The organism is Chryseobacterium amylolyticum (assembly GCF_051011775.1).
Taxonomy (GTDB): domain Bacteria; phylum Bacteroidota; class Bacteroidia; order Flavobacteriales; family Weeksellaceae; genus Chryseobacterium.
Genome location: NZ_JBPCHX010000004.1, coordinates 408,529 through 433,746, shown reverse-complemented (window position 1 = coordinate 433,746; position 25,218 = coordinate 408,529). Strand labels below are relative to the sequence as shown.

The window sequence follows — 25,218 nt, the reverse complement described above, 5'->3', positions numbered from 1 at the left end:
TTTAAATCAATGGTAGAAATGTTTATAAGACGAAAGGTTCTTTCGTTGGTTATTTCCATATTATTTGTACTGCTGGGAATCATGGCGTTGCTGAAAATGCCGATCACCCAGTTTCCCGATATTGTACCGCCTTCAGTAACCGTTACGGCAAAATATACAGGAGCGAATGCCGAAGTGTCTGCCAATGCGGTAGCGCTGCCTTTGGAAAGGGCAATCAATGGAGTTCCGGGAATGACATATATGTCTACGGTAACCTCCAATGACGGGCTTACCCTTATTCAGGTGTTCTTTGAAGTAGGAACAGACCCTGATGTGGCAGCAGTAAACGTTCAGAACAGGGTAACAACCATTCTTGATGAACTTCCTGAAGAGGTGATCAGAGCCGGGGTAACTACTGAAAAAGAGGTGAACAGTATGCTGATGTACCTTAATATCACAAGTACAGACCCGAGCCAGGATGAGCAGTTCATCTATAACTTTACGGATATTAACGTCCTTCAGGAGTTGAAACGTATTGATGGAGTAGGACGTGCAGAAATCATGGGACAGAAGGAATACTCGATGAGAGTATGGCTGGACCCGCAGAAAATGGCTGCTTACAATATTTCCGCAGACGAGGTAATCACTTCCCTGCAAAAACAGAATATTTCCGCAGCACCGGGAAAAGTAGGTGAAACCTCTGGTAAAACCTCAAGCCAGCTTCAGTATGTCATTAAATATAAAGGAAAGTTTTTTGAGCCTAAGCAATATGAAGAAGTACCGATCCGGTCTGATGTGGACGGAACCATTTTAAAGCTTAAAGATATTGCCAAAGTTGAATTCGGGGCGATGAACTACGGAATGGTTTCCAAAACAGACGGAAGACCCTCTGCATCCATCATGATGAAACAGCGTCCGGGTTCCAACGCTTCTGAAGTAATCGAAAGTGTAAAGGCAAAAATGGAAGAATTGAAAGTCACCTCCTTTCCCCCGGGAATGGAGTATAACATGGCTTATGATGTTTCCCGATTCCTTGATGCTTCCATTAGTGCGGTACTCACAACCCTTATTGAAGCTTTTATTCTGGTAGGAATTGTGGTATTTATCTTCCTGCAGGACTGGCGTTCCACATTAATTCCTGTACTGGCTGTACCAGTGGCGTTGGTAGGAACTTTTGCATTTATGGACATGCTTGATTTCTCTGTCAATCTTTTAACATTGTTTGCGTTGGTCCTTGCCATCGGAATTGTGGTTGACAATGCCATTGTCGTCGTTGAAGCTGTCCATGTGAAAATGGAGGAAGGAATGAACGCGCTGGATGCCACCATCAGTGCCACCAAAGAAATTGCAGGAGCTGTAGTCGCTATTACGATCGTGATGTCTGCCGTATTTATTCCTGTGGCGTTCCTGGATGGGCCTGTTGGAGTATTTTACCGTCAGTTTTCATTAACATTGGCCATCAGTATTGTGATTTCAGGGGTGAATGCATTGACGCTTACTCCGGCGCTTTGTGCTATTATTTTAAAGCCTCATGACCACAATAAGAAGAAAACAATTATCGACAGGGCTTTCCAGAGTTTCAATACTGGCTTCGAAAGACTGACAAATAGTTATGTAGGTATTTTATCAAAATTTGCTACAAGAACTACAGTAACTTTCGGACTGCTGTTTTTATTCATCGGACTGACTTTTGTGACCAGTAAATTCCTGCCTACCGGATTTATTCCTATGGAAGACCAGGGAATGGTATATGTAAGTGTAACCACTCCACAGGGAGCAACCGTAGAGAGAACAGAAAAAGTACTGGATGAAGTCACGGTGATTGCCAAGAAGATTAAAGGAGTAGAAAACGTAACCACACTGGCAGGATACAGTATCGTAACAGAAATTGCAGGTTCATCTTACGGTATGGCGATGATTAACCTTAAAGACTGGAAAGAAAGAAGTATTTCAGTAAATGATCTCATTGCAGAACTTTCAGAGAAAACAAAAGGTATTGCAGATGCCCAGATTGAAATCTTTGCGCCGCCAACCGTTCCCGGATTCGGAAATACCAGTGGTTTTGAATTGCGTTTGCTGGACAGAACCGGAGGAACCATTGAAAACACAGATAAGATCACCAAGGATTTTGTTAAAAAACTCAATGAAGCGCCCGAACTGCAGAACAGTTTTACCAGTTTTGATGCTACCTTCCCACAGTACATGATCAATGTGGATTATGATATGGCAGCGAAGAAAGGTGTATCGGTAGACAATGCTATGTCTACGCTGCAAACTATGCTGGGATCTTACTACGCTACGAACTTTATCCGTTTCAGCCAGATGTATAAAGTGATGGTGCAGGCAAGTCCTGAACACAGGGATACCCCTGAAAGTATTCTGAATTTATATTTAAAAAATGATAAAGGCGAAATGGTTCCTTTCTCCACCTTCATTACCATCGAAAGAGTATACGGCCCTGAAGTGCTTACAAGGTACAACATGTATATGTCTGCCATGATCAACGGAGAACCCGCAGACGGTTACAGCTCCGGGGATGCCATTGCAGCAGTAGAACGTGTAGCCAAAGAAACATTACCAAGAGGATTTGATATTGAATGGTCAGGAATGACAAGGGAAGAAATCCTATCAGGAAACCAGACCGTTTATATCTTCGCCATCTGCCTTTTGTTTGTGTATCTGTTACTGGCGGCACAGTATGAAAGTTTCCTTCTTCCAATGCCGGTATTATTAAGTCTTCCAACAGGAATCTTCGGATCTTATATCGCATTGGTGGCTGCAGGGCTGGATAACAATATTTATGCACAGGTAGCCCTGGTCATGCTGATCGGACTTTTAGCTAAAAATGCCATCCTGATCGTGGAATTTGCCGTGGCAAGAAACAAACAGGGGTTTGATATCATTCCTGCAGCCATTGAAGGGGCAAGACAGCGTCTGAGACCGATCCTGATGACCTCCTTTGCTTTCGTAGCCGGACTTATCCCTTTATGTATAGCATCCGGAGCCGGGGCAATCGGTAACCGTTCTATTGGAACTGCTGCAGCCGGGGGAATGCTGATCGGAACCATCTTCGGACTGGTGGTGATTCCGGGACTGTATATATTCTTTGCAAAACTTGAAAATAAGAAGAAAGATGAAAAGATTAAATCATAGAAATATATTGTATGGGATTGCTTCTCTGAGCCTGGTTTCATGTGCTGTTCCCAAAGTAGCAGAACTGAAAAAGGCTCAGGAATTACCAGAGGAGTTTATTAAAACCGATAAAAACAAAAACCCGGATGAATTTCAGCAGATCAATCTGAAGGCTTATTTTACGGATCCTTATCTGCTTCAGCTTTTTGATAAGGTGGTACAGGCAAATCCGGATTTCCAGATTGCACAGCAAAGAGTGGAGATTGCCAACAGTTTTCTTCAACGTTCAAAGATGGACCTGTTGCCTTCCCTTGAAGTCGGAATAGATGCTTCCGGTAACCGATACGGAAAGTATACAATGGAAGGCGTTGGAAATTATGACACCAATCTTTCACCTAATATTACGGAAGACCAGAAAATTAACAGGGATTTTACGCCTAATTACTGGCTGGGAGCAAGAAGCAGCTGGGAAATTGATGCATGGGGAAAACTGAAAAATAAGAAGATTGCTGCCCAGAAGAAATATCTGGCTTCAACAGAAGGATTAAGATTATTGCAGGTAGAGCTTTTCACCGATATTGCCAATCTGTATTATCAGCTGGTAGCTTTGGATAATCGTCTTGCTATTTATCAGAAGAACTACAATCTTCAGCAAAGAGCCTTTGAAATTGTTTTAGCGCAGCGAGAAGTAGGTAAAGCTACCGAATTGGCAGTACAGCAGTTCAAGGCACAGAACAATAACTGGCTTGCAGAGATTGAACATATCCGGGTGGAAATCGTAACAGTAGAGCAGGCGATCACAACCCTGACAGGTAGCTATGGCGGAGAGGTGAAACGGGGGAAAGTATTAATGCCTACCAATATGGATGTTTTAAATAAAACCATTAACGTGGAAAATGTAATCCATTCCAGGCCGGATGTAGCAGCGAATTACTATGTTTTAGAAGCTTCCCAGGCTGATGCAAAGGCGGCAAGAGCTGCTTTTTATCCTAAGATTGACCTGGGAGCCGGTTTCGGACTGAATTCTTTTTCCGTGGAAACATTTTTTAAGCCAGGTTCACTGGCCGGACAGCTGTTGGGAGGATTGATGGTTCCTGTTTTCAATAAAGGACAGTTGAAATATGAATTTAAAGTAGCCAGCAAAGAGCAGGAAATTGCTTTTTTAAACTATCAGAAAAGTATTACCACTGCTTTTAATGAACTTCAGTCTATTTTGAAACAAACAAAAATTTATGAACGTGTTCTGAAACTGAAATCAGAAGAAGTAGGTTTCCTGGACCGCGGTGTTGAGGTTTCCAATGATCTGTACCTTACAGGGTATGCCAACTATTTTGAACTGATCAATTCCCAGAAGAGCAAACTAACCGCTGAATTGGACTTATTACAGTTCCAGCATCAGAATACCAGAAATAACGTCCTGCTGTTTAAAGCACTGGGGGGAAAACTGGATTAATTTTTACTTTTTTTACGATGAGAGGAGCTGCCTGAAATGGCAGCTTCTTTTATATTTAAATTTTCACTGTATTCTACGGGGCCTGTAAGGATATTTGAAATAATTCAAGAATATTGCGTTAGAATCTAACTTTTATATGTCCCTAAAAAAAGAGACTGTCCGCAAGGACAGTCTCTCTGTGTATAGTTTAAAACGGATCTGCTTTTAACACAGAAACATTTTTACAGGTACGTATTATTTAACAAGCTGTATTTCAACAGCAGAAAATCCTTTAGGAGATTTCTCTTTTTCAAAAGATACTTTGTTTCCTTTTTTCACCGGCTCTGCACAGTTATTGTTGTGGAAAAAGATGTTTTCTTTGCTGTTATCTTCAGTAATGAAACCATATCCTTTTTCACTCAGGAACGTAACAATTCCTGTTTTTCTTGGATCTTCTTCAATGATAGGAGCTGCACCCAGTTGAATATCATCAAGGTTTACTTCCTGTCTCTGTTCAGGGGGAGTAGAAGTTAATCTTCCGAATTCATCTACATACATGAATACATCCTCCATGTCTTTCCCTTTGTTGTTGTTCGTTTTACGTTCTTCGCGTCTTAGCGCCTTTTCTTTTTGCTTTTGAATTTTTTTCTTGAAATTTTCCTTTTTAGAAAAAGAATCTGCCATAAATTATTTTTAGTATTTAGTTTCTATAAATTAATCGGTTCAATCTGGCCTGCATGAGACCTATAAAGCCCGCCGATGTTTCCTGTCCTGGATATTTCAATCATACAGAGCTTTAAAATTCGCGACAAGTATTGTTCTTAATAGAAGAATAAAAGTTAAAAATATGGCTGCTCAAAAGGCAAAGACTGAATAAAAATATTCGCGTCGTTACAGAAAACAAAGTAGTGACTCGGTTTATTACGTACAAATATACAACAATAAAATGAATAATCAGGTTTTAAATGATTGATTATCAGAAATAGTGTTGCAGGATACGTTATGCTGTACATGTAAGCGTATCCGTAAAGTGGTAATAATCTTACAAAAAAATCCCCAGAAACCTGAGGATTATAAAAAAATATATTAAAAATGAAGTGGTGGTGCGTGATACGGGAGGAAGGTATCAAATGTTATGCCTAAAATTGATATGAGTTTGGGAATTATAGCCGGGTGTTTAAATTAAAAAGATACTCTCAGGACGTATCTGGCTGGTAAATAGCATTCTATTGAACAACTATTGTTTACATAAAAATAGTAAATGTTTTTTTCTGTATAGCACAGGAAAATGAAATTTCCGAAAATTTCACCATGTTGAGGCCGTTTTTATTATCCATCTTTGTCTCATTAACATTTAAAAATAAAAACAATGTCAACACAAAATGTAAAAGGAAAAGTTGTTTTAATTGCAGGAGGCGGTAAAAACCTGGGAGGATTATTAAGCAGGGATTTCGCTGCAAAAGGCGCAAAACTGGCCATCCATTACAACAGTGAAAGCTCAAAAGCAGAAAGCGAAAAAACACTGGCTGAGGTACAGGCACTGGGAGCAGAAGCATTTTTATTCCAGGGAGACCTTACCAAAGTAGATCATATCACAAAGTTCTTTGATGAAACCATTACCCGTTTCGGAGGAATCGATATTGCCATCAATACTGTAGGAATGGTGCTTAAAAAACCATTTTCAGAAACTACAGAAGCAGAATATGACATCATGTTCAATGTCAATTCAAAATCCGCTTATTTCTTTTTGCAGGAAGCCGGTAAAAAGCTGAATGACCATGGGAAAATCTGTACGATCGTTACATCATTGCTGGCGGCTTACACCGGGTTGTATTCCACATATGCAGGGGCAAAGGCACCGGTAGAGCATTTTACAAGGGCAGCTTCCAAAGAATTTGGAGCCAGAGGTATTTCCGTAACCGCAGTGGCTCCCGGCCCAATGGATACTCCTTTCTTCTACGGGCAGGAAACGGATGATGCCGTAGCTTATCATAAATCAGCATCCGCGTTGGGAGGATTGACAGATATTAAAGATATTGCTCCTTTGGTAGAATTTCTGGTGACAGAAGGCTGGTGGATTACAGGGCAGACCATTTTTGCCAATGGTGGATATACAACAAGATAATATTTTGTAAAATCCATTAAAAAGAAAACTCACTGAAAACAGCTTTCAGTGAGTTTTTATTTGTAAAGAAATAATAAATCAAGCGGTTTTAATCTTTCCCTTCTCCAGTATACTTTTGATAATAAAGAATAATCCAAGAAGAACAAATGGAATACTCAGAAGCTGCCCCATGTTAAGGATCATTCCGTGCTCAAATTCTACCTGATCTACCTTGATAAACTCTATCAGAATTCTCATAATGAAGATCAGCAGGATACTGATTCCAAAGTAAAATCCTTTTCCGATTTTAAAGATATTCTTCCTGTAAATGAAATACACAGCAAGGAAAATAATAAAATAAGAAATCGCTTCATAAAGCTGGGCCGGATGTCTCGGGAGATCATCTGTCTGACGGAATATAAAAGCCCACGGAACATCAGTAGGAACTCCGATAATTTCAGAATTCATAAGATTGGCCAGCCTGATGAAAGTACCTCCCAACGGAAGTACAATGGCTATTGCATCCAGAACGGTCATAAATGGGATAGCATATTTTCTCGCATAAATGAGAAGCATAATCACCAGACCGATACCGCCGCCATGACTGGCAAGACCCGCAAATCCTGTAAAGTGGTAGCTTCCGTCCGGACCTTTCTGAATGGGTAAAAATATTTCAAGCGGATGCTGAGAATAATAATCAAAATCATAAAAAAGACAATGCCCCAATCTGGCTCCCACCAGAATTCCTATCAGTGCATAGGAGAATAAAGCTTCATGGGCCTGCGTGCTGAGACCTTCCTTCTTATAGATGCGTTTTAAGATATTCAGGCTCAAAACAAGCCCTGCGAGAAACAGTAATCCGTAATATTTGATAGGAATTCCCAGGATATTGACGATTTCGGGATTGATGTCCCAGTTGATATATAATAAATTCATTGCTGCAAAGATAGGAAAATAGGATTTTCCGGGAAAAACACTACTGTCCGGGAGTTCTATGATCTGAGTCATAAAGCGTTAGGAGTATGTTGTCTACATTTGAACCTACACACACCACAAAATTTAATTATATGAAATTCATTGTATCATTCATTGTGCTTGCCGGCCTTTTTGTCGTCGGCTGCAAAAAAGAACCTCAGACACAACGGACCAATACAGATACCATTATGGCATCTGACAGTCTTACCTCCGGCTCTGCCCAGATTTCACCGGATTCGGCAGATCAAACTCCTACGGTGGACAGCTCTGCGTATGACGTAGATTCTATTAAAAGAAGTAAATAATCGTATTTACAGCCATTAACGTTTTAAAGCGGGATAGATTTCTTTTAAAAAAGAGATCAGTAAAGAATTCTATTAAGATATAAACCGGGACATCACGACTTATTAACCCATGATACTATTGTTATGGCAGATATCTCATTATTTAAAGAAACAGGAATACAGATTACCTTATTGCTTACTTTGATGGTCATTGTAGCCGGCCTTATCATTGTGGTTCTGAAGTTTTTATCCATCTATGCTAAAATATTAAGGCGGAAAGAATTTACTGAGAGAAAAAAAGAAATAGAAAATCTTTCTCCTGAAGAAGTAGAAGATTATGAACAACGGGAAAAAGAGCTCAGTTTCGGCCTTCCGGAAAATGGTCTTTCAGGTACCCTGCCGCCTGCAGATACAAAAGGAGTTGTACAAAACATCAATTCTGTTGAAGAGTTAAGGGTATTTCCCACCAAAAGGAGAACATCTTCATTTCAGAAATATATTTCTCCTGAACTGAGCCGCCTGATTCTTTATTTTCTGGGAACAGCCATATTCTGGCTTTTGCTGGGGACAACCTTCGGATTATATGCAGGTATAAAACTGGTCGCCCCGGATATAGAGCATACAAGCTGGTTCAGCTATGGAAGGCTTAGGCCGGGTCATACCAATGCTGTATTCTGGGGCTGGGCATCTCTGGGGATGCTGGGTTTCGCTCATTATGTGATACCGCGGGTAAGCAATGTTGAGAAATTTAATATAAAACAGGGGTATCTTTCTCTTATTCTGGTCAATGCAGCTGTTCTTGCCGGAACAATTTCCGTACTTTCAGGAGTAAATAACGGCGGGGGAGAATACCGGGAATATATCTGGCCGATCATGATTACTTTCGGGATAGGAGTGGCGCTCTCACTGCATAATTTCTTTAAACCCATTGCACACAGAAAAACCAAAGAAATTTATTTATCTAACTGGTATATTGTATCAGGGACAATGTTTATTGTTATTGTAATAGTTATCGCTTATATTCCTATCTGGCAGGACGGGGTAGGAGAGACCATTATTCAGGGATATTATATGCATCAGGCTATCGGAATGTGGTTCATGATGATCAACCTGGGACTGATGTATTATTTTTTACCACAGCAGCTGAATAAACCTATCTATTCTTACAGCTTAGGCGTGCTGGCTTTCTGGACCCATACCTTTTTCTATACCCTGATCGGAACCCACCACTTTATTTTCAGTGCCATCCCATGGAGGCTGCAGACAACAGCTATCATTGCAAGTGCAGGGATGCTGATTCCTGTGGCGGCGGGTACAGCCAACTTCCTTCTGACATTTAATGGAGCCTGGTATCAGCTGAGGACAAGCTACACACTTCCGTTTTACTTCATGGCGATCATATTTTATTTTACAGGATCATTCCAGGGAACGGTGGAAGCTTTCAGGTATACCAACCTCCTCTGGCATTTTACGGATTTTACTGTAGCGCATTCACATCTTACCATGTATGGAATCATCACATTTATGCTTTGGGGATTTTTCTATACGCTGGTTCCCCGGCTTACAGGAAAGGAACCTCCGAAGCTTTTAGTGGGAATCCATTTCTGGTTTGCACTGATCGGGCTGTTGTTTTATGTTATTGCTTTAATGATTGGCGGAACGCAGACAGGAGAACTCTGGATCAAGAAAAAACCTTTCATTGAAGGGGTGATCAATATGGCGCCTTTCTGGCTTTGGAGAGCTATCGGAGGAACATTGATGTGGCTGTCCCATTTGATTTTCGCTTATAATTTTTACAGGATGGTAAGAAAAGAAAATCAGGTAAGAGTTCCCAGGACACCTGCAGAAATTCTGGCCGCAAAGAAACAGTTTGGAAATACAGAGTTTAACACTTAAAGATCAGCATCATGATATTTTTAAACGACCATAGAATCCTTTTCGGCTCTGCACTTTTACTTTTTGTTTCACTTACCCTTTACATTGCCATATTCCCTGCTTTGGAGAACCAGAAGATCAATAAGCCTTTACCAAGACAGTCTAAAATTCTGACAAAAGAGGAGCAGGCCGGTAAAAGGGTTTATATAGATAACGGATGCATTGCCTGTCATACCCAGCAGGTCAGAAATGTCGAAATGGATAATGTTTTCGGAAAAAGACCAAGCATACCGGCGGATTTTGCCATCAATACCCGGACAGATTTCTGGAGAAACACAGCCAATCTGATGGGCACCCAGAGAACCGGGCCGGATCTCACCAGTATCGGGGAAAGACAGCCCAGTGCAGAATGGCATCTGATTCATCTCTATCAGCCGAGAGCTGCCGTTGAAGAATCTGTGATGCCTGCCTATCCCTGGCTTTTTATAGAGAGGGATTATCTTCAGCCTGGAGATGTTGAGGTGAAAGTTCCTGAAAAATTTCGTCCCAGGTACAAAAAAATTGTTGCGGGTCCTGAAGCCCTTCTGCTGGTAGCTTATCTGAAATCCCTGAAACAAACGGATTATACGGATAAATCTATTGTTCCTGCATTCCTCTATAAACAGAAAAAAGAAGAAGGCGCAGCACAGGGAGGAAATGCTAATTTACCGGATGGAGGTTCGCTCTTTACCGCCAATTGTGCAAGCTGCCATCAGGCTAACGGAGAAGGGGTTCCGGGAGCATTTCCACCATTGAAAGGAAGCCCTGTGGTTACAGGAGGAGACCTTGAGTTGTATGTCACCATCATCATGAAAGGCTATGATCCGAGGCCGGAATTTGCGACCATGCCGCCTGTGGGTACCAATGCCAACTTCACTCCTGAAGATGTAGCTGCCATTATGAACCATGAGCGGACCAGCTGGGGAAACAATGCCAAAAAGGTAACCGCTGAAGAAGTAAAAACAATAATGGATAAAATAAAATAACAATGAGAAATGTTTTAAAAAAGATAGCTGTCCTGTCTGGAATATTCTTTACAGTCTATGCATTTGCCTGTGATGCCTGTAAACTTCAGCAGCCCGAAGTAACAAGAAACTTTACCCACGGAACCGGCCCGGAAAGTAACTGGGACTGGTTTATCGTAGGATTTGTCATATTGATAACAGTACTGGCATTTATCCTTTCTGCAAAATACTTGTTCAAACCAGGAGAAAAAGATAAATCCCATATTAAATACTCCGTTTTTTCAGGTGAAAATTAAAGATCATGACAAAAGATAAAAGCAAAGTTTTTTTATTTATCGATGACGATCCGGCTCCCATTGCAGAGCTGGACACCCCTATTGTTTTTGATCTGGATACCAAAAAGCTCACTGACGGAGAGCATACTCTTAAGATCGTAAGCCATTCGCCATCCGGAAGAGAAGGTATCAGAAACATACAGTTTACCGTTGCCAATGGCCCTGCAATACGGATAGAAGGCCTTAAAAATAAAGATGTGGTAGATGGTACGCTTTCTCTGATGATCAATGCGTATGACAAAGGGAACCAGAAAAGCTTCCTGATCAATGGGAGTGAAACACCGCAAACCATTCCTTTCTGGATATGGATTATTGTCATCGTGTTTGCAGCGTGGGCACTCTATTATGAAATAACAAGTTACAATATTCAGTAATTGCCGTGTAATACAACAATTGCTCAACTTCAGCGGGCTTTGTGTAGAAACAGCCATAGGAACAATAAAAATGCTGGAAGGAAATAATACTGTTAAAATTGAAAACCGGAAGATCTTCTTCTGATTCGCATAGATTTATAGATTAATGTTGAAACTTGTCATATGGAGTAATCTGTATGACTTGTTTTTAAATAAATTTTTAAAATAAAATTATGATAAAAGATATTTTAGACAGATGGCCGGATTGGCGGGAGTATTTTAAAGGAAGTGCTTTTTTAGGTATTGCAGGACTTGCTGTACTTTTTATCCGGAATACACAGAATAAAGAAATAAAAACGCTTCAGCATAAGCTTGATGAACTGATGGCTGCAAGTAAAGATAAGGACAGGGAAACAGAAAACCTTACAGAAGATGAGCTGAGCCAGCTTCACAGATTCTATGAAGATCTTGAAAAACAGCGCAGAGAGAAATATATACCGGATAACAACCGGCCGGAAAATCTGCAGATGAATTGCCCCAGATATAAGTAGACGATCCAGGGTAAGGGATTATGTATTGAAAATGGACCTAATATATCATGCTTCATGAAAAAGAAATATTTAGTGGCCTATGTTCAGATGTTTTATTTTCTGCTTACCGCAGTATGGCCATTTGTTCACCTTGAAAGCTTTTTGAAAATTACTGGTCCCAAGACGGATATATGGCTGGTGAAAACGGTCAGCTTGCTGATTTTACCTTATGTTTTCCTTATTTTATATGTTTTGAAAATAAGGCGGAGTGCTTTGGTTATGCTGGTCATTATACTCTGTTCTGCCGGACTCGCTGGAATTGATCTTTATTATTATATACATGACGTAATCAGATGGACTTATATGATAGACTTTATTCTTGAAGTAACATTCATTGTTTACTGGATTTTTATAATAAGATCAGTATCACAAAAAAAGTCTTTCAAAATATAAAGACTTTATCCTAAATGCCTTAATTTAAAACGATTCTTGACGAAACATTTGGTAACTTTAACGTGCTATCAAAACAAAAAGTTATGCATCATCAGCTGGAGAAACATTATGTAAACAGGGTAGGATGGCTCCGGGCTGCCGTATTGGGAGCCAACGACGGGTTATTGTCCACCACAAGTATTGTTATTGGAGTTGCGGCAGCAGAGCCCGAACGGCATATTATTATCCTTGCAGCGCTGGCAGGTATGATTGCCGGAGCAATGTCTATGGCCGCAGGTGAATATGTTTCCGTAAGCTCTCAGGAAGATACGGAAAAAGCAGATCTGATGCGCGAAAAGCTTGAACTTGAACAAATGCCGGAGATAGAGCTCAGAGAATTAGCCAAAGTGTATGAAAAAAGAGGCTGTACCAAAGAAACGGCCATGCAGGTAGCAATTGAACTTACTGAACATGATGCCCTGGGAGCACATGCCCGCGACGAACTGGGAATAAACGAAATCACACAGGCCAAACCTTTGCAGGCGGCGATGGCTTCTTTCGGTTCATTTGCGGTAGGGGCTTTATTGCCGTTTGCGGTTTCCCTTTTGGCACCTATTAAACAAATGGTGTATTTCCAATATGGGTTTTCAATCATATTCCTAATGCTTTTAGGAGCAATCTCTGCGAGAGCCGGAGGTTCAAATATTAAAATCGCAGTATTGAGGATTTGTTTTTGGGGAACTGTTGCCATGGGAATTACAGCATTGGTGGGCCGTATTTTTGGGGTTAGTGTAGCGTAAAGGCTGTGATGTCCGTGTAGCTTTTGCTCTGGAGAATATTACGGCAATTCGCATTCAGACTTCCCGGCAGTTGATTGCTTAAGGATTTTTAAGACAGGGTTTCGGAATTTTTGAATACCTATTGATATTGCTGCTTATGAAGTAAATGTTTCACCTACAATAGACCAACCCCAACCGATTATCTTTCCGAAATTGTGAAAAAACCGGAATCTTTTCAGCCGTTGAAATTGATCATGAACAGTCTATCATTGTGTTTGGCTTAGAAATAATCTGCAAAAGGGATATTTTTGTATATTTAAAAGGCATCAAAATATACTGCAAAAAGCTGGTTTTATGCTTACATGTAACTTAAAGAGAACTGATAATAAATGATACAACAAGAATTCGCTAACAGAGCAAAAGAGATTTTAGAACCGGACGAAAATGTTATTGGCTTAGCTGTTGCGGGTTCCTGGCTTACCGGTGAAATAGATGAATTTTCAGACCTGGATCTCATTCTTGTAACCCGACAAAAAATTTCTGACGATAAGAATTTAATGCTTGGCTATGCAAGAAAGCTGGGAGATTTTTTGTCAGGGTTTACCGGAGAACACGTGGGAGAGCCGAGATTATTGATATGCCTGTATGACAATCCGCTTTTGCACGTGGATATCAAGTTTTTAACCCCTGAAGAATTTCAGAGCCGTATTGAAACCCCAACTCTTCTCATTGATAAGGGTGGACAACTTGCGAACATCATTCATCATACAGAAGCCGGGTTTCCCTATCCGGATTATCAGTGGATTGAGGATCGTTTTTGGACCTGGATTCATTATGCATTACTGAAAATAGGACGTGGAGAATATTTTGAAGCATATGACTTTATGGGATTTCTGCGCATGATTGTATTGGGGCCGTTACTCCACATAAAAAACGGAAATTTACCTCGCGGTGTGAGAAAAGTGGAAACTGCTTTAGATACTCCTGATCTTGAAAAATTGAAACTTACCATTCCGGATTATAACAGACAATCCTTATTGGAAAGTTTGAGAAACGCAGTATCATTATATAGAGATCTAAGGGCAGAACTTTTTGGCAGTAAAGTACATTTGCAAAACAACACTGAAGAAAAAGTGATGAGGTATTTTGAAGAAATAGAAAACAAACACTAGCTAAACAAATTGAAGCGGAAACCTGAAGCTTTTGTACGGAAGTAATTATAAAAAACGGAGTGTTATTGTGAAAAAACAATATAAACCATGCAGTACAAAAAAATAAAGCCTTGTAAGGAATTAGAACCTTTTATTCATTTCTATTGGGAATTGAGGGGAAATGAAATAGAGAGGCAATGGGAAAGGGTTTTCCCTGATGGCTGTGCGGGTATACTCATAAATTTGGGAAATAAATGCTTAACGGATAACGGATTGCTCTCAATGGAATATGGAAAAACTTATGTAGTTGGTGCCATGAATTCTTTTAAAGATAGCTTTATCGACAGCGAAACCCATTTAGCAGGAGTATGCCTGAAACCTGCCACTTTTACAAATTTTTACAGCTTTGCCTCACAAAATGAATTAACAAATGCCACTGTTGAATTTGAAAAAGCCAATTCCTTTAATGTTGATAAAACATCTGACAATCCTTTCCATTATTTTGACCAGTTCTTTTCCGGGAGACTCAAAAGCAAAAATATCCGGCTGCAGGAAGTACTTAATCATATACATTCAAGCAATGGAAACATAAGGAGTAACGAGCTGGCCAAAATACATTTTACGACGGTAAGACAACTGGAGCGGAATTTTAAAAAACTAATCGGATTATCACCCAAAGAATATTCAAATATTATCAGGGTTCAGCATGCTATGAGTTTGATCAAAAATTCAAATCAAAGCCGGAGCTTATTGGAAATTGCGTTTGAATGCGGTTATTATGATCATTCGCATCTTACCAATGAAATCAAGAAGAATACTGGACTTGCGCCCTCATTGCTTTAATGTGTCGTATTTTTACAAAGTACAGATCGTTGTATAGAAGTAAATTTGCTTCAATATTAAAATCAAAACCGATGCGAAAATTATCACTTTTCATTGCAATGAGCTTAGATGGCTACATCGCAAAACCTAATGATGACCTGAGCTTTCTGAAGATAGTTGAAAAAGAAGGTGAGGATTACGGTTATGCGGACTTTACTTCCGGAATTGATACCATTATTATAGGTAGAAAAACCTATGATTATGTACTGAAAGAAATCGGCTCATCTCATTATGACAACGGGCAACGGGATGTATACGTAATCACAAGAACAGCAAGGCCGAAAGAGGGCAGAACGACTTTCTATACAGGAGATATTACAGAATTGGTTAACCATTTAAAATCCAGTGAAGGAAAAAATATATATTGTGACGGTGGTGCTGAAATAATAAATGAATTATTGAAGCATGATCTGATAGACGAATTTATTATTTCGGTGATTCCGGTGTTATTAGGCAACGGGACAAAGCTTTTTAAAGACGGCCGGCCTGAAAGCTCAATTGAATTTATTACAGCAAAAACATTTGAAACCGGGTTGGTACAGCTGCAGTACAAGCGAAAAAAATAACAGTTTTTCTGATGAGGCTGCGATAAGTAAAGGTATAGTTTTTAAAATTTGATATATATTTAAGTATCCAAATTTTTTCCTATGCTTAAAGACTTTGAATTTTATCTGTTCCTGGTTTTCCTGATTACGATGCTTATCATGCTGGCTAATAAGATTAAGGTAGCATATCCTGTTTTACTGGTCGTGGCCGGGCTTATCATAAGTTTTATTCCCGGGGTGCCATCCATTAAAGTAGAGCCGGAATTACTATTTATCATCTTCTTACCTCCATTACTGTACGAAGCTGCGTGGTCAACCTCATGGAAAGAACTTTGGAGATGGCGCAGGATTATCTTCAGCTTTGCCTTTGTAGTTGTTTTCTTTACCGCATTGTCGGTTGCCGCTTTTGCCAATTATTTTATTCCGGGGTTTTCTCTGGCTCTCGGTTTTTTATTGGGCGGGATTGTTTCTCCACCTGATGCCGTTAGCGCCGGAGCCATTCTGAAATTTGTAAAGGTTCCGAAAAGACTGGCTTCCATTCTTGAAGGTGAAAGTTTGCTGAATGATGCTTCTTCTTTGATTATTTTCAGGTTTGCTATGATTGCTGCTGCAACCGGACAGTTTGTTTGGCATGAAGCAGCAGGAAGTTTTGTATGGATGTGCCTGGGAGGCCTTGGAATCGGGCTTGCGATTGCATATGTCTTTCTGAAAATCCATAAAATGTTACCTACCGACTCAAATATAGATATTCTGCTGACTTTCATTGCACCGTTTTCTATGTATCTGGCTGCAGAACAGCTGCACGCATCCGGAGTTCTGGCAGTGGTAACCGGAGGACTGTTTCTTTCTTACCGGAGTCATGATTTTTTAAGCAGTGCATCCCGAATACGTACCGTAACGGTATGGGAAAGTCTTTGTTTTCTGTTGAACGGGATTGTTTTTATGCTTATCGGTTTAGATTTACCGGAAATTGTTTCCGGTCTAGGTGATACAGATATTTATACTGCGATAGGGTATGGAATTGCAGTTACTATAGTGTTGATTATTGTCCGGATTTTGGCAGGATATGGAGCACTGTTGACCACCTTGATTATGAGGAATTTTATCACCGTTGCTGATCCTCAGTCACCGGGCTGGCAAACTCCTCTGATTATTGGGTGGACCGGTATGCGGGGGGTAGTGTCCCTGGCAGCAGCACTTTCCATTCCTATGACTTTAGATGATGGGTCTCCGTTTCCTCAAAGAAATATGATCCTGTTTATTACATTTATTGTAATCCTGTTAACACTGCTTTTACAAGGGCTTACCCTTCCTTTTTTACTTAAGAAATTTCCTCCGGTAGACCGCGATTTCATAAGAAGTGCGAAAGAGATAGATTATGACATTCAGAATAGTCTGGCAAAAGTAGCGCTTGATAAAATCCGGAGCGACTATGCTGATAAAATAGAAAGTTTTCCGGCGTTAAAAGATCAGTTACAGAAATATGAAAATCAGTTGAGCAGTTCTGAAATTATTTTAAATTACGAAGAATACAGACATATTTATATTGACATTCTCGACACCCAAAGAAACTGGCTTATCAATAAAAACCGCGAAGAACTGTTACTGGATGAAAATATCATCCGAAAACATCTCAGAATATTGGATTTGCAGGAGGAAAGACTGAATATGAAAGGATATACTGTTTAATTCATAATTTAAGTTAAAAAAGAGTCCGTCTCACAACTCGTGAAACAGACTCTTTTTATGAACAATACTTTATTGGACATCATTTCAGAGAATAGGAAAATGATTCTTATAGTACGTCATTTTCTGATACAGAATCTCTTTTAATCTGTCACTTTTAATTGCTGAATTTTTCCGTCATTAATTTCAAAATGAAATTTTAAAATGATCGGATTGCCCGGAAATGGTCCTGAAATTTCCGCTGATAGGATATTTTCTTTTTCGATATAATCCAGCGGCTCCATCGTGCTTTATATTCCTTATTGGATTTGTCAATCCACTTTTCAATTTCTGTTTTTCCGTTATGGATTTTGCCTTCATCAAAGACTACAGCTGTTTCCGTGAAACATTCGGCATAGGCAGCACTATCGAAATTGTTCTGTGCTCTTACCAGTTCGGTGATTACTTTTGGTAAATTCATATTTTCTGTTGTTAGGGATGATTAAATTGTTGGTACTGTTCCGCCATCGATTACATATTCAGTTCCTGTTAAATAGCCGGCTCTTGGTGAAACAAGAAAACCGACGAATTCCGCTACTTCTTCCGGCTCGGCAGGTCTTCCGAAAGGTATTCCACCCAATGCATCCATTACACCCTGCTGCGCTTCTTCTATCGTACTGTTCGAATTTCTTGCAATTTCTCCCAGCCATGCTTCCGAAGCTGTCGTATTGATCCAGCCTGGTGAAACAGTCAGCACCCGGACACCTTTAGGGGTAACTTCGTTGGACAAGCTTTTACTGTAGTTTCTCAAGGCAGCTTTTGCAGCTGCGTAAGGCAAAGTAGAATCATAAAGAGGCAATTTACCCTGAATTGAAGCGATGTGAATGATAGCACCACTTTTTCGTTCAATCATCTGTGGTAAAAATCCTCGGTCCAGCCGAACCGGAGCAAGCAAATTGGCCTGCAGGGTTGATTCCCAGTCTTCATCACTTAATGCATAGAATCCACCGGCAGGTGTTGATGAAGAGCCGAGGTTGTTGATCAGGATATCCAGTTTTCCGTAGTTCGTAAGCACTTCGCTGATTACTTTTTGTGAGCCTTCTGCTGTGCTCAGGTCGGAAGCAATGAAATGCAGATTGCTGTTTTCCTGCTCAGGTGCATTTCTTGCGGTAATAATAACCGTTGCACCAGCCTGCAGCAATCTTTCTGCTATTGATTTTCCGGTGCCTTTTGTACCTCCTGTCACCAATGCAATTTTGCCTGATAACTCATTGTTGTAATTAAATTGTTCCATTTTTAAGAATTATTTATAGGACAAAATTGAGGTATAAAAACAGCTCGGACAAGTACGGAATTACGATTCATATAGGGATAAATTATTCCCCTATTGTGCAAATGGGAACATAGGCTTAATTTTACATTATGTATGAGAGAAAAATAATTCCGAACTTAAATTGCGGTCTTGATCTGATTGGTGAAGTACTTTACGGCAAATGGAAGATACGCCTGCTTTGGTTTATTTATCAGGGACATAAAAGACCAAGTGAATTGCAGCGTAAGATCCCGGATGCATCACGGAGGGTTTTAAACATTCAGCTAAAAGAGCTGGAAGACCACGAGCTGGTTACCAAGAAAATTTATCCCGTTGTTCCTCCAAAAGTAGAATATAGCTTAACTGATTTTGGTGAAAGTCTGATTCCTGTTGTAAGTGCTTTGGGACAGTGGGGTGATCAGCACGAAGATCGGTTAAGAAAATTGATTATTAAGAGAATTCAGGGATCTGCAGGTACAGAAGAGAATTAAAGTTTCTCTTTTTTTTTTTATTGAGTATTCAAATACGCTTATATCTGTTATGACTTGAGCTTTTTAAGTGTGAAATTATTAATTAGGCAATTTTTTAACTTACTAAAAACAAAAGCCTCTGAAAATCAAAAATGGCACCGTTTGGATTTTGGTGAACTGCTGGCTGGAACATTAAATCATTTTTTTGCAGATTTGGATGATGTTTTGAGTGTATGTGTTTGATTTTTAGTTTTTAAATTTATTTTTCTTTGGAACCTATGTTTATGTGGCTTCATAATTTGTAGTAGAAGTTTTGTATTGATAAGGATTAGGGGAAGCAAAATGTTTAACCATACAGCACCAGACTTTTCTTGATATAGGTCATCGTTTTAAAGCTTCAAAAAATGGAAATTAGATCATATTTTATATAAGGGAAATTTCATAATACAAAATCAATTAGAATGGAAATAGGAATAGATAGCTTCATTGCTACCGGTGCGTATGATGGCTTATTGCGTCCAGAGAAAAATATTGAAGCTATGGAAAATTTGTTGTCAAAGATAGAGTTTGCAGACCAGGCCGGATTACATGTCTTTGGGCTTGGAGAACATCACCGCAAAGAATTTTTGGATGAGTCTCCGGCAGTAATATTGGCAGCAGCGGCAGCGAGGACTAAGAATATTCGGCTGACAAGTGCTGTTACAGTACTTAGTGCGGCTGATCCTGTAAGAGTATTTCAGGAATATGCAACATTGGATATTATTTCCAAAGGCCGGGCTGAGATTGTAGCCGGGAGGGGATCATTTATTGATGCGTTTCCTTTATTTGGATTCAATACTCAGGACTATGATGCTCTTTTTGAAGAGAAAATTAAATTGCTTCTTGAAATCCGTGATAATGAAACTGTGACCTGGAGCGGGAAATTCCGTCCTGAACTGAAACAACAGGCAGTATATCCGAGACCGGTACAGGAACAATTGCCAGTTTGGATAGGAGTAGGAGGAACTCCACAATCTTTTATGCGGGCCGGAATCCTGGGACTTCCATTAATGGTGGCTGTTATCGGAGGCGAAACGCATCGTTTTCGTCCATTGATAGACTTATATTATGAAGCCGGAGAAAAAGCCGGGCATCCTCGGGAAAAGCTTAAAGTAGGATTACATTCGCTGGGCTTCGTGGCGGATACAACAACTACAGCAAAAAATATCTATTTTCCTGGTTACCAGGAAATGATGGGTAAAATTGGAAAGGAGAGAGGGTGGGCTGCTCCTACACGGGATATGTTTGAAGTTCAGGCTGCTCCTGCCGGAGCTTATGTTATTGGCGATCCAGAAGAAGTTGCAGAAAAGATTTTACGGCATAGTGAGGCGTTAGGCGGTATATCAAGATTTACATTTCAGATGGATAATCCCGGACTGAGTCAAGATAATATGCTTAGGGCGATTGAGTTAATTGGGACAAAGGTAATTCCTATTGTCAATAAAGCATGATTATTTTTTGACCGCTCGGGATCGAATTCTGCTCAGCGTTTCCTGCGTAATACCTAAATATGATGCAATCAGATGCTGTGGAAATCGTTGCGAAAACTCAGGGTAGCTATCAATGAGCATATTATATCGCTCTTCTGCTGTCATACTTATGGCAGCATTGATTCTTTTCTGAGTGGCGAAAGAATAATTTTGGTCCAAATGACGGGTAAGTTCATTCATGATAGGAAGTGTGAATACTTCTTCTCCGGCTTGTTTTGTTAAGACCAATAAATCAGCATCTTCACATGCCTCAATATTGAAGGAAGAGGGTGAAAGCTTTGAAAAACTTTCACGATCACCCACCCACCAGCCTTCAATATAAAGACTTATGATATGTTCGGTACCTTTAATATCTGTACTGTATTTTTTCATGGAACCCTTAGCAAGAAATCCCATATAACTGCTTACATCCCCTTCATGCAAAAAGAATTCCCGTTTTTTGAGTTTATAAGGAACAAAATTATTTTTTATAATGTTAATTTCATTAGCTGCTAAGGGTCTGGAGACCCGGGAATTGATGTATTCAATTAAAGTGTCGTACATTAGTTGTAATTGTAAATATAAATATACTGAAAGTTATCATTACAATCAAGATTGTTAAGAATAATCTAACCTTCTCCTGACCTTCTCCAACTATATTATAATTAGACAAACTTCTATTATTGTAATTAAAATGCTTTATTCCATAGAAGCGATTTATAGAATCAAAAACTCAAATAGATATGCTTTGAAAAATAGAATAAATATCTTGAGAATTCCTTTTAAAGAATATCATAATATACAAAGCTTAATAGATGATGCAATTACCAAAATTAATAATCAAGAAAAGCCGCTTAAAAAGTATCATAATTTATTAAATGTTTTCAGAATAAGCTATGTTGCTATAATTGTAAAAAGGAGAATGAGATTAAAAAAATTACTATTAGGAAATAAAATAAGACAGTATTATTTATCAGATCTACATAATAAGAGATATCAACTATAAAAATATACTAATTCAAAAATCCATCTCTAAAATTTCAGAGATGGATTTTTACGAGTTTATTCTAACTCAAAATGAAAAAACTGTTCAGATTTTTAAAACCCTGCTTAATAAGCTGTTCAGATTTTCTTTACCCTGTTTTTTCGATGTTAAAAGTAAGCATATTTTTTAAAAAAACAACTTTTGAATGATTGTTAAGTATTTAATGCTTACTATTTATTAAAAGCTTTTTACTATACATTAAATTTTTCAGTCGTCACTTCCTCAGACTGCTCGTTTCTTCAAAACGCTTGTCGTTCGTTGTTCCTTATTTCAAATTTCCCTTTGTATCTTAATTTTTTATTAGAATTGGAACTTTGTAGTATTTATGATTACATTAAAGTTCCGCTTATTATAAAAATAAATAACAGAATTTTACAATGATGAATATTTAATGTAATCTCTTTAAAATTAGTACTTTGGTTATGCAAGATTTTAATAGAATTTTATAAATTTGATATTTAACCAGAAAACTATAGTGCATGTTTGGAATTGAACATAAAATAACTGATGGATCATTATACTTGTTAAGTGATATGATTGATGGGCTATCATTGAGTGCAATTGAAGAATTGAAAAGATTGCCAGAGAGCGAAACTATTAAAAAATTAGAGCTGAAAGCAAAAATAGAATGGTATAAGGTTGAAACAGAAAAATTTCAAAAAGATATTAATGATCAACTAAAAGAAAAATTTCAATTTTCATCTGAAGATCTTTACGCAATGTATGGTCAGTACGACAAATATATTTCAATTGAGTTTCACAAATTTTCTGAAAGCGCAAAAAAATTCGGAAGAAATATATCAGGCATAATTAAATATTTAAAATCTGAAAGAGAGCAATTTGATAGCTTACTTACTCAAAATACTACTCAGAGAACTGATGGCTTGATAAAAATTGATTGCGATCAAGAAAAAGATTTAACAATACAACAAAAGATAGAATTAAAAGAATTAGGATTTAGGTCAAGTGATGTATATCAGATATTAACAACTAATCTACCAAAAGTAAAAAGCTATGACCAACCAGGAAGAAAAGAAATTCCTAATACAATTACGGTAAATTTTGATCCCACAGATTTTGATCCTAATAGTGCTTTTTTCTGGTTATATGGCCAAAAAGTTAAACATGGTGAACAGCTAATCGATGATGAATGGGCGAGATTTTGTGCATTGTCAATATTTTTTGATCCTGAATCCCAAAATGTTGATATTATAAAAGAACACAGTTTGAATCCAGATGGCTCATTAAAGTCAATTGTCAGACTTTATGAATTAGAAGCTAAATTTAATTCAAAAATAATTAAACCCGAAGAACTATCAGAATTTAATGATCTTTTAAAATCTCGAAGAGAGCAAAGAATAGAAGCTATCAAATATGAAATTAAAAGATCAACGAATAAAAAATTAGAAGTTTTTGAAACGGAATATCCTGAAATATATAAAGAATTGATGAAGTCAACTGTACAGTTTCAGGATGAAAGCCTTGTATATTTTCATATGGAAAAACCAATATATTGGGATTATGAAGGTTTCTTACATATTTACTTGAGACATTGTGATGAACTTGCAATCGAAGGACATCACGAAACCAAAACTAAATTTCAATATACTCAAGAAGATATCAAAAGGATCTTGAAGATTGCTATTGATCGTCTTACTCCACAAATTAATGAAAGACTAAAAGAGGGCAAGGATTTTAGATTATATGGTGATAAAAGTTTATATTTTAATGGAAACCACTATGCTCTTCATATATTAGAAACAGGTAGAGTAGCAGCCTTTCATCCTTTGGAAAACCCAACTAAAAAATAGTAATAATAAATTTATATAAAAATATTATATCATTTGGAAAATGTTATTTTTGATACCAATGCTTATCGATATCTTGTTCAAGATAAAATTATAATGATTTAGATAACTATATTGAAAAAATTAAAAGTAAAGAGAGGCGATTGGGTATAGGAACTTTATTAAGTCCAATTGTTGCAAAAGAATTACTTGCGCATGTTGCTGATAAAAATGATCCAGCATTTGATAAGTGCCTAAAAGCAATAAAGGCGATGGATTTACATTGTAGTCAGGATGAAGGTAAGACATATAGAATGTTAGCTGGACCGGAAATGCTAATTGCAAAGTCCTTTTTTAATAAAATGCTTCCTAGGCAGGAACAATCTTATCAGGCTCTTGTACAAATTGCTTTTCATCTTGCGAAGGAACCTACGAATTATATATTCACAAAATTTCAAAAAAATCTTAATCTTATTAAGATGCATGTATTGGAAGCTGAAAATGTTTTTGCAAATACTATGTTATCTTTTATTAAGCATAATGATCTAGATAGTGTTGATTGGAATATCTTTAAGAACGATAAGAGTAAAAGAACAAAACTACTTAATAAAATTAGATCTGAAGAAACTTCATTGGAGTTGGCAGGAGGTTATATTGCAATAGTCCATAAACTCTTACAACAAGAAAATATAATTACAACATCTTTAGATGTTAATACGTTAAGAGATATGTCAATAGAGTTTGTGAAATTTTTTCCGGCATATATAACTTTATATAAAAAGGTATTTGAAAATGTTATTAACAGTGATTTTAATATGTTTGAAGATAGTCGAAGCAATTTTCTTTGGGATATACAATTAATGTTGAATACTGGGATTAAAACAATAAATTGTAACAAATTATATTTTGTTTCTTCTGATAAGGCGATCAGTGATGCTGTAAAAAATACAGACCAGTATTCTATATTAAGTTTCAAAGAATATTTACAATATATTAACTAAAGGTTAAAATTTTCAATTACAAAACAGTCGATTCAACTGCAAGAACGTTTGTTACAAATCTTTTTCCTCTATTACGAGCATTAATCAAGTTTGCAAAATATTGCATGATTAGAAATAGCATGTAATAATATTTATATACTGGCAGAATAAAAAAAAGTGCTAAAGCTCCCATGCAAAACATTAGTAAAAAACTTAATGATGTCAGATCTCTTGCTAACAAGAAAGCTCGATGGCTATCTACTACTACTGCGTTAGTAGAATTTTTTCTGTATATTTTATACCAAAGTTTGTTTTGTTCTGATGGTTTTTTTGGTAAGTTTCCAAATGTATTCTTTAGTTGTTTGGCATCAATTCTCGAATCTTTTTTACTTAATTCTGAAAATGCCATTGAACCGGGTAAAGGATCTTGTAGTTTCCAAAAAATTATAATTGCTTTTTGATGACTAGATAATAACCCATTTAGTAAAAATAATATAATAGGAGCTATACTTGCTCCTATTGTTTTTGTCCATAATAATACATCAAATTTTTCAAGAAACTTTGGAAAAATTAAAGTCAGAATAATTATAATGTTTGCTGCTAAAAACACCCACAATAACGTTGTGTTTTTACTTTTTAAATTAACTTCATTTTGCATA

Annotated in this window: 25 protein-coding genes; 19 read left to right on the top strand and 6 right to left on the bottom strand. The window is 37.9% G+C overall.

All coding sequences use genetic code 11. From position 1 onward, the window contains the following. The first annotated feature begins 9 nt into the window (after window positions 1-9). Window positions 10-3,132: an efflux RND transporter permease subunit gene (locus tag ACR1PO_RS13865; protein WP_433987130.1), complete on the top strand. Its 3,123-nt coding sequence runs from the start codon at window positions 10-12 to the stop codon at window positions 3,130-3,132. Further along, window positions 3,113-4,564, top strand: coding sequence for a TolC family protein (locus ACR1PO_RS13860; protein WP_433987129.1), 1,452 nt, complete (start codon window positions 3,113-3,115; stop codon window positions 4,562-4,564). The genes ACR1PO_RS13865 and ACR1PO_RS13860 overlap by 20 nt, the downstream gene beginning before the upstream one ends. Window positions 4,565-4,798: 234 nt before the next feature. Here the strand turns inward: ACR1PO_RS13860 and ACR1PO_RS13855 are convergent, their stop codons facing one another. Further along, a complete protein-coding gene (locus ACR1PO_RS13855; protein ID WP_002981005.1) occupies window positions 4,799-5,227 on the bottom strand; it encodes a cold shock domain-containing protein in 429 nt (142 codons plus the stop codon). A gap of 685 nt (window positions 5,228-5,912) precedes the next feature. On the opposite strand from ACR1PO_RS13855, the gene ACR1PO_RS13850 reads away from it, so the two are divergent. Continuing rightward, window positions 5,913-6,668 carry an SDR family oxidoreductase gene (locus ACR1PO_RS13850; protein ID WP_332385930.1) on the top strand — a complete coding sequence of 252 codons (756 nt, stop codon included), beginning with the start codon at window positions 5,913-5,915 and terminating at the stop codon, window positions 6,666-6,668. A gap of 78 nt (window positions 6,669-6,746) precedes the next feature. Here the strand turns inward: ACR1PO_RS13850 and lgt are convergent, their stop codons facing one another. After that, window positions 6,747-7,583 carry a prolipoprotein diacylglyceryl transferase gene (lgt, locus tag ACR1PO_RS13845; protein ID WP_332385929.1) on the bottom strand — a complete coding sequence of 279 codons (837 nt, stop codon included), beginning with the start codon at window positions 7,581-7,583 and terminating at the stop codon, window positions 6,747-6,749. A 131-nt stretch (window positions 7,584-7,714) separates the two neighbouring features. Between lgt and ACR1PO_RS13840 the strand changes: the two genes are divergently transcribed. From ACR1PO_RS13840 to ACR1PO_RS13785, 12 genes are all read left to right on the top strand, one after another. Continuing rightward, a complete protein-coding gene (locus tag ACR1PO_RS13840; protein ID WP_332385928.1) occupies window positions 7,715-7,927 on the top strand; it encodes a hypothetical protein in 213 nt (70 codons plus the stop codon). 123 nt (window positions 7,928-8,050) lie between these two features. Then, window positions 8,051-9,802 (top strand): cbb3-type cytochrome c oxidase subunit I, encoded by a 1,752-nt coding sequence (locus tag ACR1PO_RS13835; protein ID WP_433987128.1) that lies wholly within the window; start codon window positions 8,051-8,053, stop codon window positions 9,800-9,802. An 11-nt stretch (window positions 9,803-9,813) separates the two neighbouring features. Next, on the top strand, window positions 9,814-10,806 hold the full coding sequence (locus ACR1PO_RS13830; protein WP_332385924.1) for a cytochrome c: 993 nt from the start codon (window positions 9,814-9,816) through the stop codon (window positions 10,804-10,806). A gap of 2 nt (window positions 10,807-10,808) precedes the next feature. Beyond that, window positions 10,809-11,081, top strand: a complete 273-nt coding sequence (locus ACR1PO_RS13825) for a hypothetical protein (RefSeq protein ID WP_332385923.1) — start codon at window positions 10,809-10,811, stop codon at window positions 11,079-11,081. Window positions 11,082-11,086: 5 nt separating this feature from the next. Beyond that, a complete protein-coding gene (locus ACR1PO_RS13820; protein ID WP_332385922.1) occupies window positions 11,087-11,494 on the top strand; it encodes a cytochrome C in 408 nt (135 codons plus the stop codon). A gap of 212 nt (window positions 11,495-11,706) precedes the next feature. Then, window positions 11,707-12,024 (top strand): low affinity iron permease family protein, encoded by a 318-nt coding sequence (locus ACR1PO_RS13815; protein ID WP_433987127.1) that lies wholly within the window; start codon window positions 11,707-11,709, stop codon window positions 12,022-12,024. 54 nt (window positions 12,025-12,078) lie between these two features. Beyond that, window positions 12,079-12,456 carry a hypothetical protein gene (locus ACR1PO_RS13810; RefSeq protein ID WP_433987126.1) on the top strand — a complete coding sequence of 126 codons (378 nt, stop codon included), beginning with the start codon at window positions 12,079-12,081 and terminating at the stop codon, window positions 12,454-12,456. An 83-nt stretch (window positions 12,457-12,539) separates the two neighbouring features. Continuing rightward, window positions 12,540-13,235 carry a VIT1/CCC1 transporter family protein gene (locus ACR1PO_RS13805; protein WP_332385919.1) on the top strand — a complete coding sequence of 232 codons (696 nt, stop codon included), beginning with the start codon at window positions 12,540-12,542 and terminating at the stop codon, window positions 13,233-13,235. A 368-nt stretch (window positions 13,236-13,603) separates the two neighbouring features. Beyond that, window positions 13,604-14,386, top strand: coding sequence for a hypothetical protein (locus ACR1PO_RS13800; protein ID WP_433987125.1), 783 nt, complete (start codon window positions 13,604-13,606; stop codon window positions 14,384-14,386). An 87-nt stretch (window positions 14,387-14,473) separates the two neighbouring features. Beyond that, the gene (locus ACR1PO_RS13795) at window positions 14,474-15,208 is read left to right on the top strand and encodes a DUF6597 domain-containing transcriptional factor (RefSeq protein WP_433987124.1); all 735 of its coding nucleotides are present in this window, start codon (window positions 14,474-14,476) and stop codon (window positions 15,206-15,208) included. 71 nt (window positions 15,209-15,279) lie between these two features. Further along, window positions 15,280-15,813 (top strand): dihydrofolate reductase family protein, encoded by a 534-nt coding sequence (locus ACR1PO_RS13790; protein ID WP_433987123.1) that lies wholly within the window; start codon window positions 15,280-15,282, stop codon window positions 15,811-15,813. Window positions 15,814-15,894: 81 nt separating this feature from the next. Then, window positions 15,895-17,481: a Na+/H+ antiporter gene (locus tag ACR1PO_RS13785; RefSeq protein WP_433987122.1), complete on the top strand. Its 1,587-nt coding sequence runs from the start codon at window positions 15,895-15,897 to the stop codon at window positions 17,479-17,481. 196 nt (window positions 17,482-17,677) lie between these two features. Here ACR1PO_RS13785 and ACR1PO_RS13780 read toward each other — a convergent pair whose 3' ends face one another. Beyond that, on the bottom strand, window positions 17,678-17,938 hold the full coding sequence (locus ACR1PO_RS13780; RefSeq protein ID WP_433987121.1) for a hypothetical protein: 261 nt from the start codon (window positions 17,936-17,938) through the stop codon (window positions 17,678-17,680). Between the two features lie 21 nt (window positions 17,939-17,959). Next, complete coding sequence (locus tag ACR1PO_RS13775) at window positions 17,960-18,751, bottom strand: SDR family oxidoreductase (RefSeq protein ID WP_433987120.1); 792 nt, start codon at window positions 18,749-18,751, stop codon at window positions 17,960-17,962. Between the two features lie 128 nt (window positions 18,752-18,879). Between ACR1PO_RS13775 and ACR1PO_RS13770 the strand changes: the two genes are divergently transcribed. Then, window positions 18,880-19,260: a winged helix-turn-helix transcriptional regulator gene (locus ACR1PO_RS13770; RefSeq protein ID WP_332385913.1), complete on the top strand. Its 381-nt coding sequence runs from the start codon at window positions 18,880-18,882 to the stop codon at window positions 19,258-19,260. Window positions 19,261-19,700: 440 nt separating this feature from the next. After that, entirely contained in the window at window positions 19,701-20,729 is a 1,029-nt protein-coding gene (locus tag ACR1PO_RS13765) for an LLM class flavin-dependent oxidoreductase (protein ID WP_433987119.1), read from the top strand. On the opposite strand, the gene ACR1PO_RS13760 is transcribed toward ACR1PO_RS13765, so the two are convergent. After that, window positions 20,730-21,311, bottom strand: coding sequence for a Crp/Fnr family transcriptional regulator (locus tag ACR1PO_RS13760; RefSeq protein WP_332385910.1), 582 nt, complete (start codon window positions 21,309-21,311; stop codon window positions 20,730-20,732). A gap of 960 nt (window positions 21,312-22,271) precedes the next feature. On the opposite strand from ACR1PO_RS13760, the gene ACR1PO_RS13755 reads away from it, so the two are divergent. Beyond that, on the top strand, window positions 22,272-23,603 hold the full coding sequence (locus tag ACR1PO_RS13755; RefSeq protein ID WP_433987118.1) for a hypothetical protein: 1,332 nt from the start codon (window positions 22,272-22,274) through the stop codon (window positions 23,601-23,603). Window positions 23,604-23,743: 140 nt separating this feature from the next. Beyond that, a complete protein-coding gene (locus ACR1PO_RS13750; protein ID WP_433987117.1) occupies window positions 23,744-24,580 on the top strand; it encodes a hypothetical protein in 837 nt (278 codons plus the stop codon). A gap of 16 nt (window positions 24,581-24,596) precedes the next feature. Here ACR1PO_RS13750 and ACR1PO_RS13745 read toward each other — a convergent pair whose 3' ends face one another. Then, on the bottom strand, window positions 24,597-25,217 hold the full coding sequence (locus ACR1PO_RS13745) for a hypothetical protein (protein WP_433987116.1): 621 nt from the start codon (window positions 25,215-25,217) through the stop codon (window positions 24,597-24,599). Window position 25,218: the final 1 nt, after the last annotated feature.

What these genes read in the sequence shown, in the direction of transcription:
- ACR1PO_RS13865 (WP_433987130.1), top strand. Translation starts at nt 10, where the DNA reads ATGGTAGAAATGTTTATAAGACGAAAGGTTCTTTCGTTGGTTATTTCC.
- ACR1PO_RS13860 (WP_433987129.1), top strand. Translation starts at nt 3,113, where the DNA reads ATGAAAAGATTAAATCATAGAAATATATTGTATGGGATTGCTTCTCTG.
- ACR1PO_RS13855 (WP_002981005.1), bottom strand. Translation starts at nt 5,227, where the DNA reads ATGGCAGATTCTTTTTCTAAAAAGGAAAATTTCAAGAAAAAAATTCAA.
- ACR1PO_RS13850 (WP_332385930.1), top strand. Translation starts at nt 5,913, where the DNA reads ATGTCAACACAAAATGTAAAAGGAAAAGTTGTTTTAATTGCAGGAGGC.
- lgt (WP_332385929.1), bottom strand. Translation starts at nt 7,583, where the DNA reads ATGAATTTATTATATATCAACTGGGACATCAATCCCGAAATCGTCAAT.
- ACR1PO_RS13840 (WP_332385928.1), top strand. Translation starts at nt 7,715, where the DNA reads ATGAAATTCATTGTATCATTCATTGTGCTTGCCGGCCTTTTTGTCGTC.
- ACR1PO_RS13835 (WP_433987128.1), top strand. Translation starts at nt 8,051, where the DNA reads ATGGCAGATATCTCATTATTTAAAGAAACAGGAATACAGATTACCTTA.
- ACR1PO_RS13830 (WP_332385924.1), top strand. Translation starts at nt 9,814, where the DNA reads ATGATATTTTTAAACGACCATAGAATCCTTTTCGGCTCTGCACTTTTA.
- ACR1PO_RS13825 (WP_332385923.1), top strand. Translation starts at nt 10,809, where the DNA reads ATGAGAAATGTTTTAAAAAAGATAGCTGTCCTGTCTGGAATATTCTTT.
- ACR1PO_RS13820 (WP_332385922.1), top strand. Translation starts at nt 11,087, where the DNA reads ATGACAAAAGATAAAAGCAAAGTTTTTTTATTTATCGATGACGATCCG.
- ACR1PO_RS13815 (WP_433987127.1), top strand. Translation starts at nt 11,707, where the DNA reads ATGATAAAAGATATTTTAGACAGATGGCCGGATTGGCGGGAGTATTTT.
- ACR1PO_RS13810 (WP_433987126.1), top strand. Translation starts at nt 12,079, where the DNA reads ATGAAAAAGAAATATTTAGTGGCCTATGTTCAGATGTTTTATTTTCTG.
- ACR1PO_RS13805 (WP_332385919.1), top strand. Translation starts at nt 12,540, where the DNA reads ATGCATCATCAGCTGGAGAAACATTATGTAAACAGGGTAGGATGGCTC.
- ACR1PO_RS13800 (WP_433987125.1), top strand. Translation starts at nt 13,604, where the DNA reads ATGATACAACAAGAATTCGCTAACAGAGCAAAAGAGATTTTAGAACCG.
- ACR1PO_RS13795 (WP_433987124.1), top strand. Translation starts at nt 14,474, where the DNA reads ATGCAGTACAAAAAAATAAAGCCTTGTAAGGAATTAGAACCTTTTATT.
- ACR1PO_RS13790 (WP_433987123.1), top strand. Translation starts at nt 15,280, where the DNA reads ATGCGAAAATTATCACTTTTCATTGCAATGAGCTTAGATGGCTACATC.
- ACR1PO_RS13785 (WP_433987122.1), top strand. Translation starts at nt 15,895, where the DNA reads ATGCTTAAAGACTTTGAATTTTATCTGTTCCTGGTTTTCCTGATTACG.
- ACR1PO_RS13780 (WP_433987121.1), bottom strand. Translation starts at nt 17,938, where the DNA reads ATGAATTTACCAAAAGTAATCACCGAACTGGTAAGAGCACAGAACAAT.
- ACR1PO_RS13775 (WP_433987120.1), bottom strand. Translation starts at nt 18,751, where the DNA reads ATGGAACAATTTAATTACAACAATGAGTTATCAGGCAAAATTGCATTG.
- ACR1PO_RS13770 (WP_332385913.1), top strand. Translation starts at nt 18,880, where the DNA reads ATGTATGAGAGAAAAATAATTCCGAACTTAAATTGCGGTCTTGATCTG.
- ACR1PO_RS13765 (WP_433987119.1), top strand. Translation starts at nt 19,701, where the DNA reads ATGGAAATAGGAATAGATAGCTTCATTGCTACCGGTGCGTATGATGGC.
- ACR1PO_RS13760 (WP_332385910.1), bottom strand. Translation starts at nt 21,311, where the DNA reads ATGTACGACACTTTAATTGAATACATCAATTCCCGGGTCTCCAGACCC.
- ACR1PO_RS13755 (WP_433987118.1), top strand. Translation starts at nt 22,272, where the DNA reads ATGTTTGGAATTGAACATAAAATAACTGATGGATCATTATACTTGTTA.
- ACR1PO_RS13745 (WP_433987116.1), bottom strand. Translation starts at nt 25,217, where the DNA reads ATGCAAAATGAAGTTAATTTAAAAAGTAAAAACACAACGTTATTGTGG.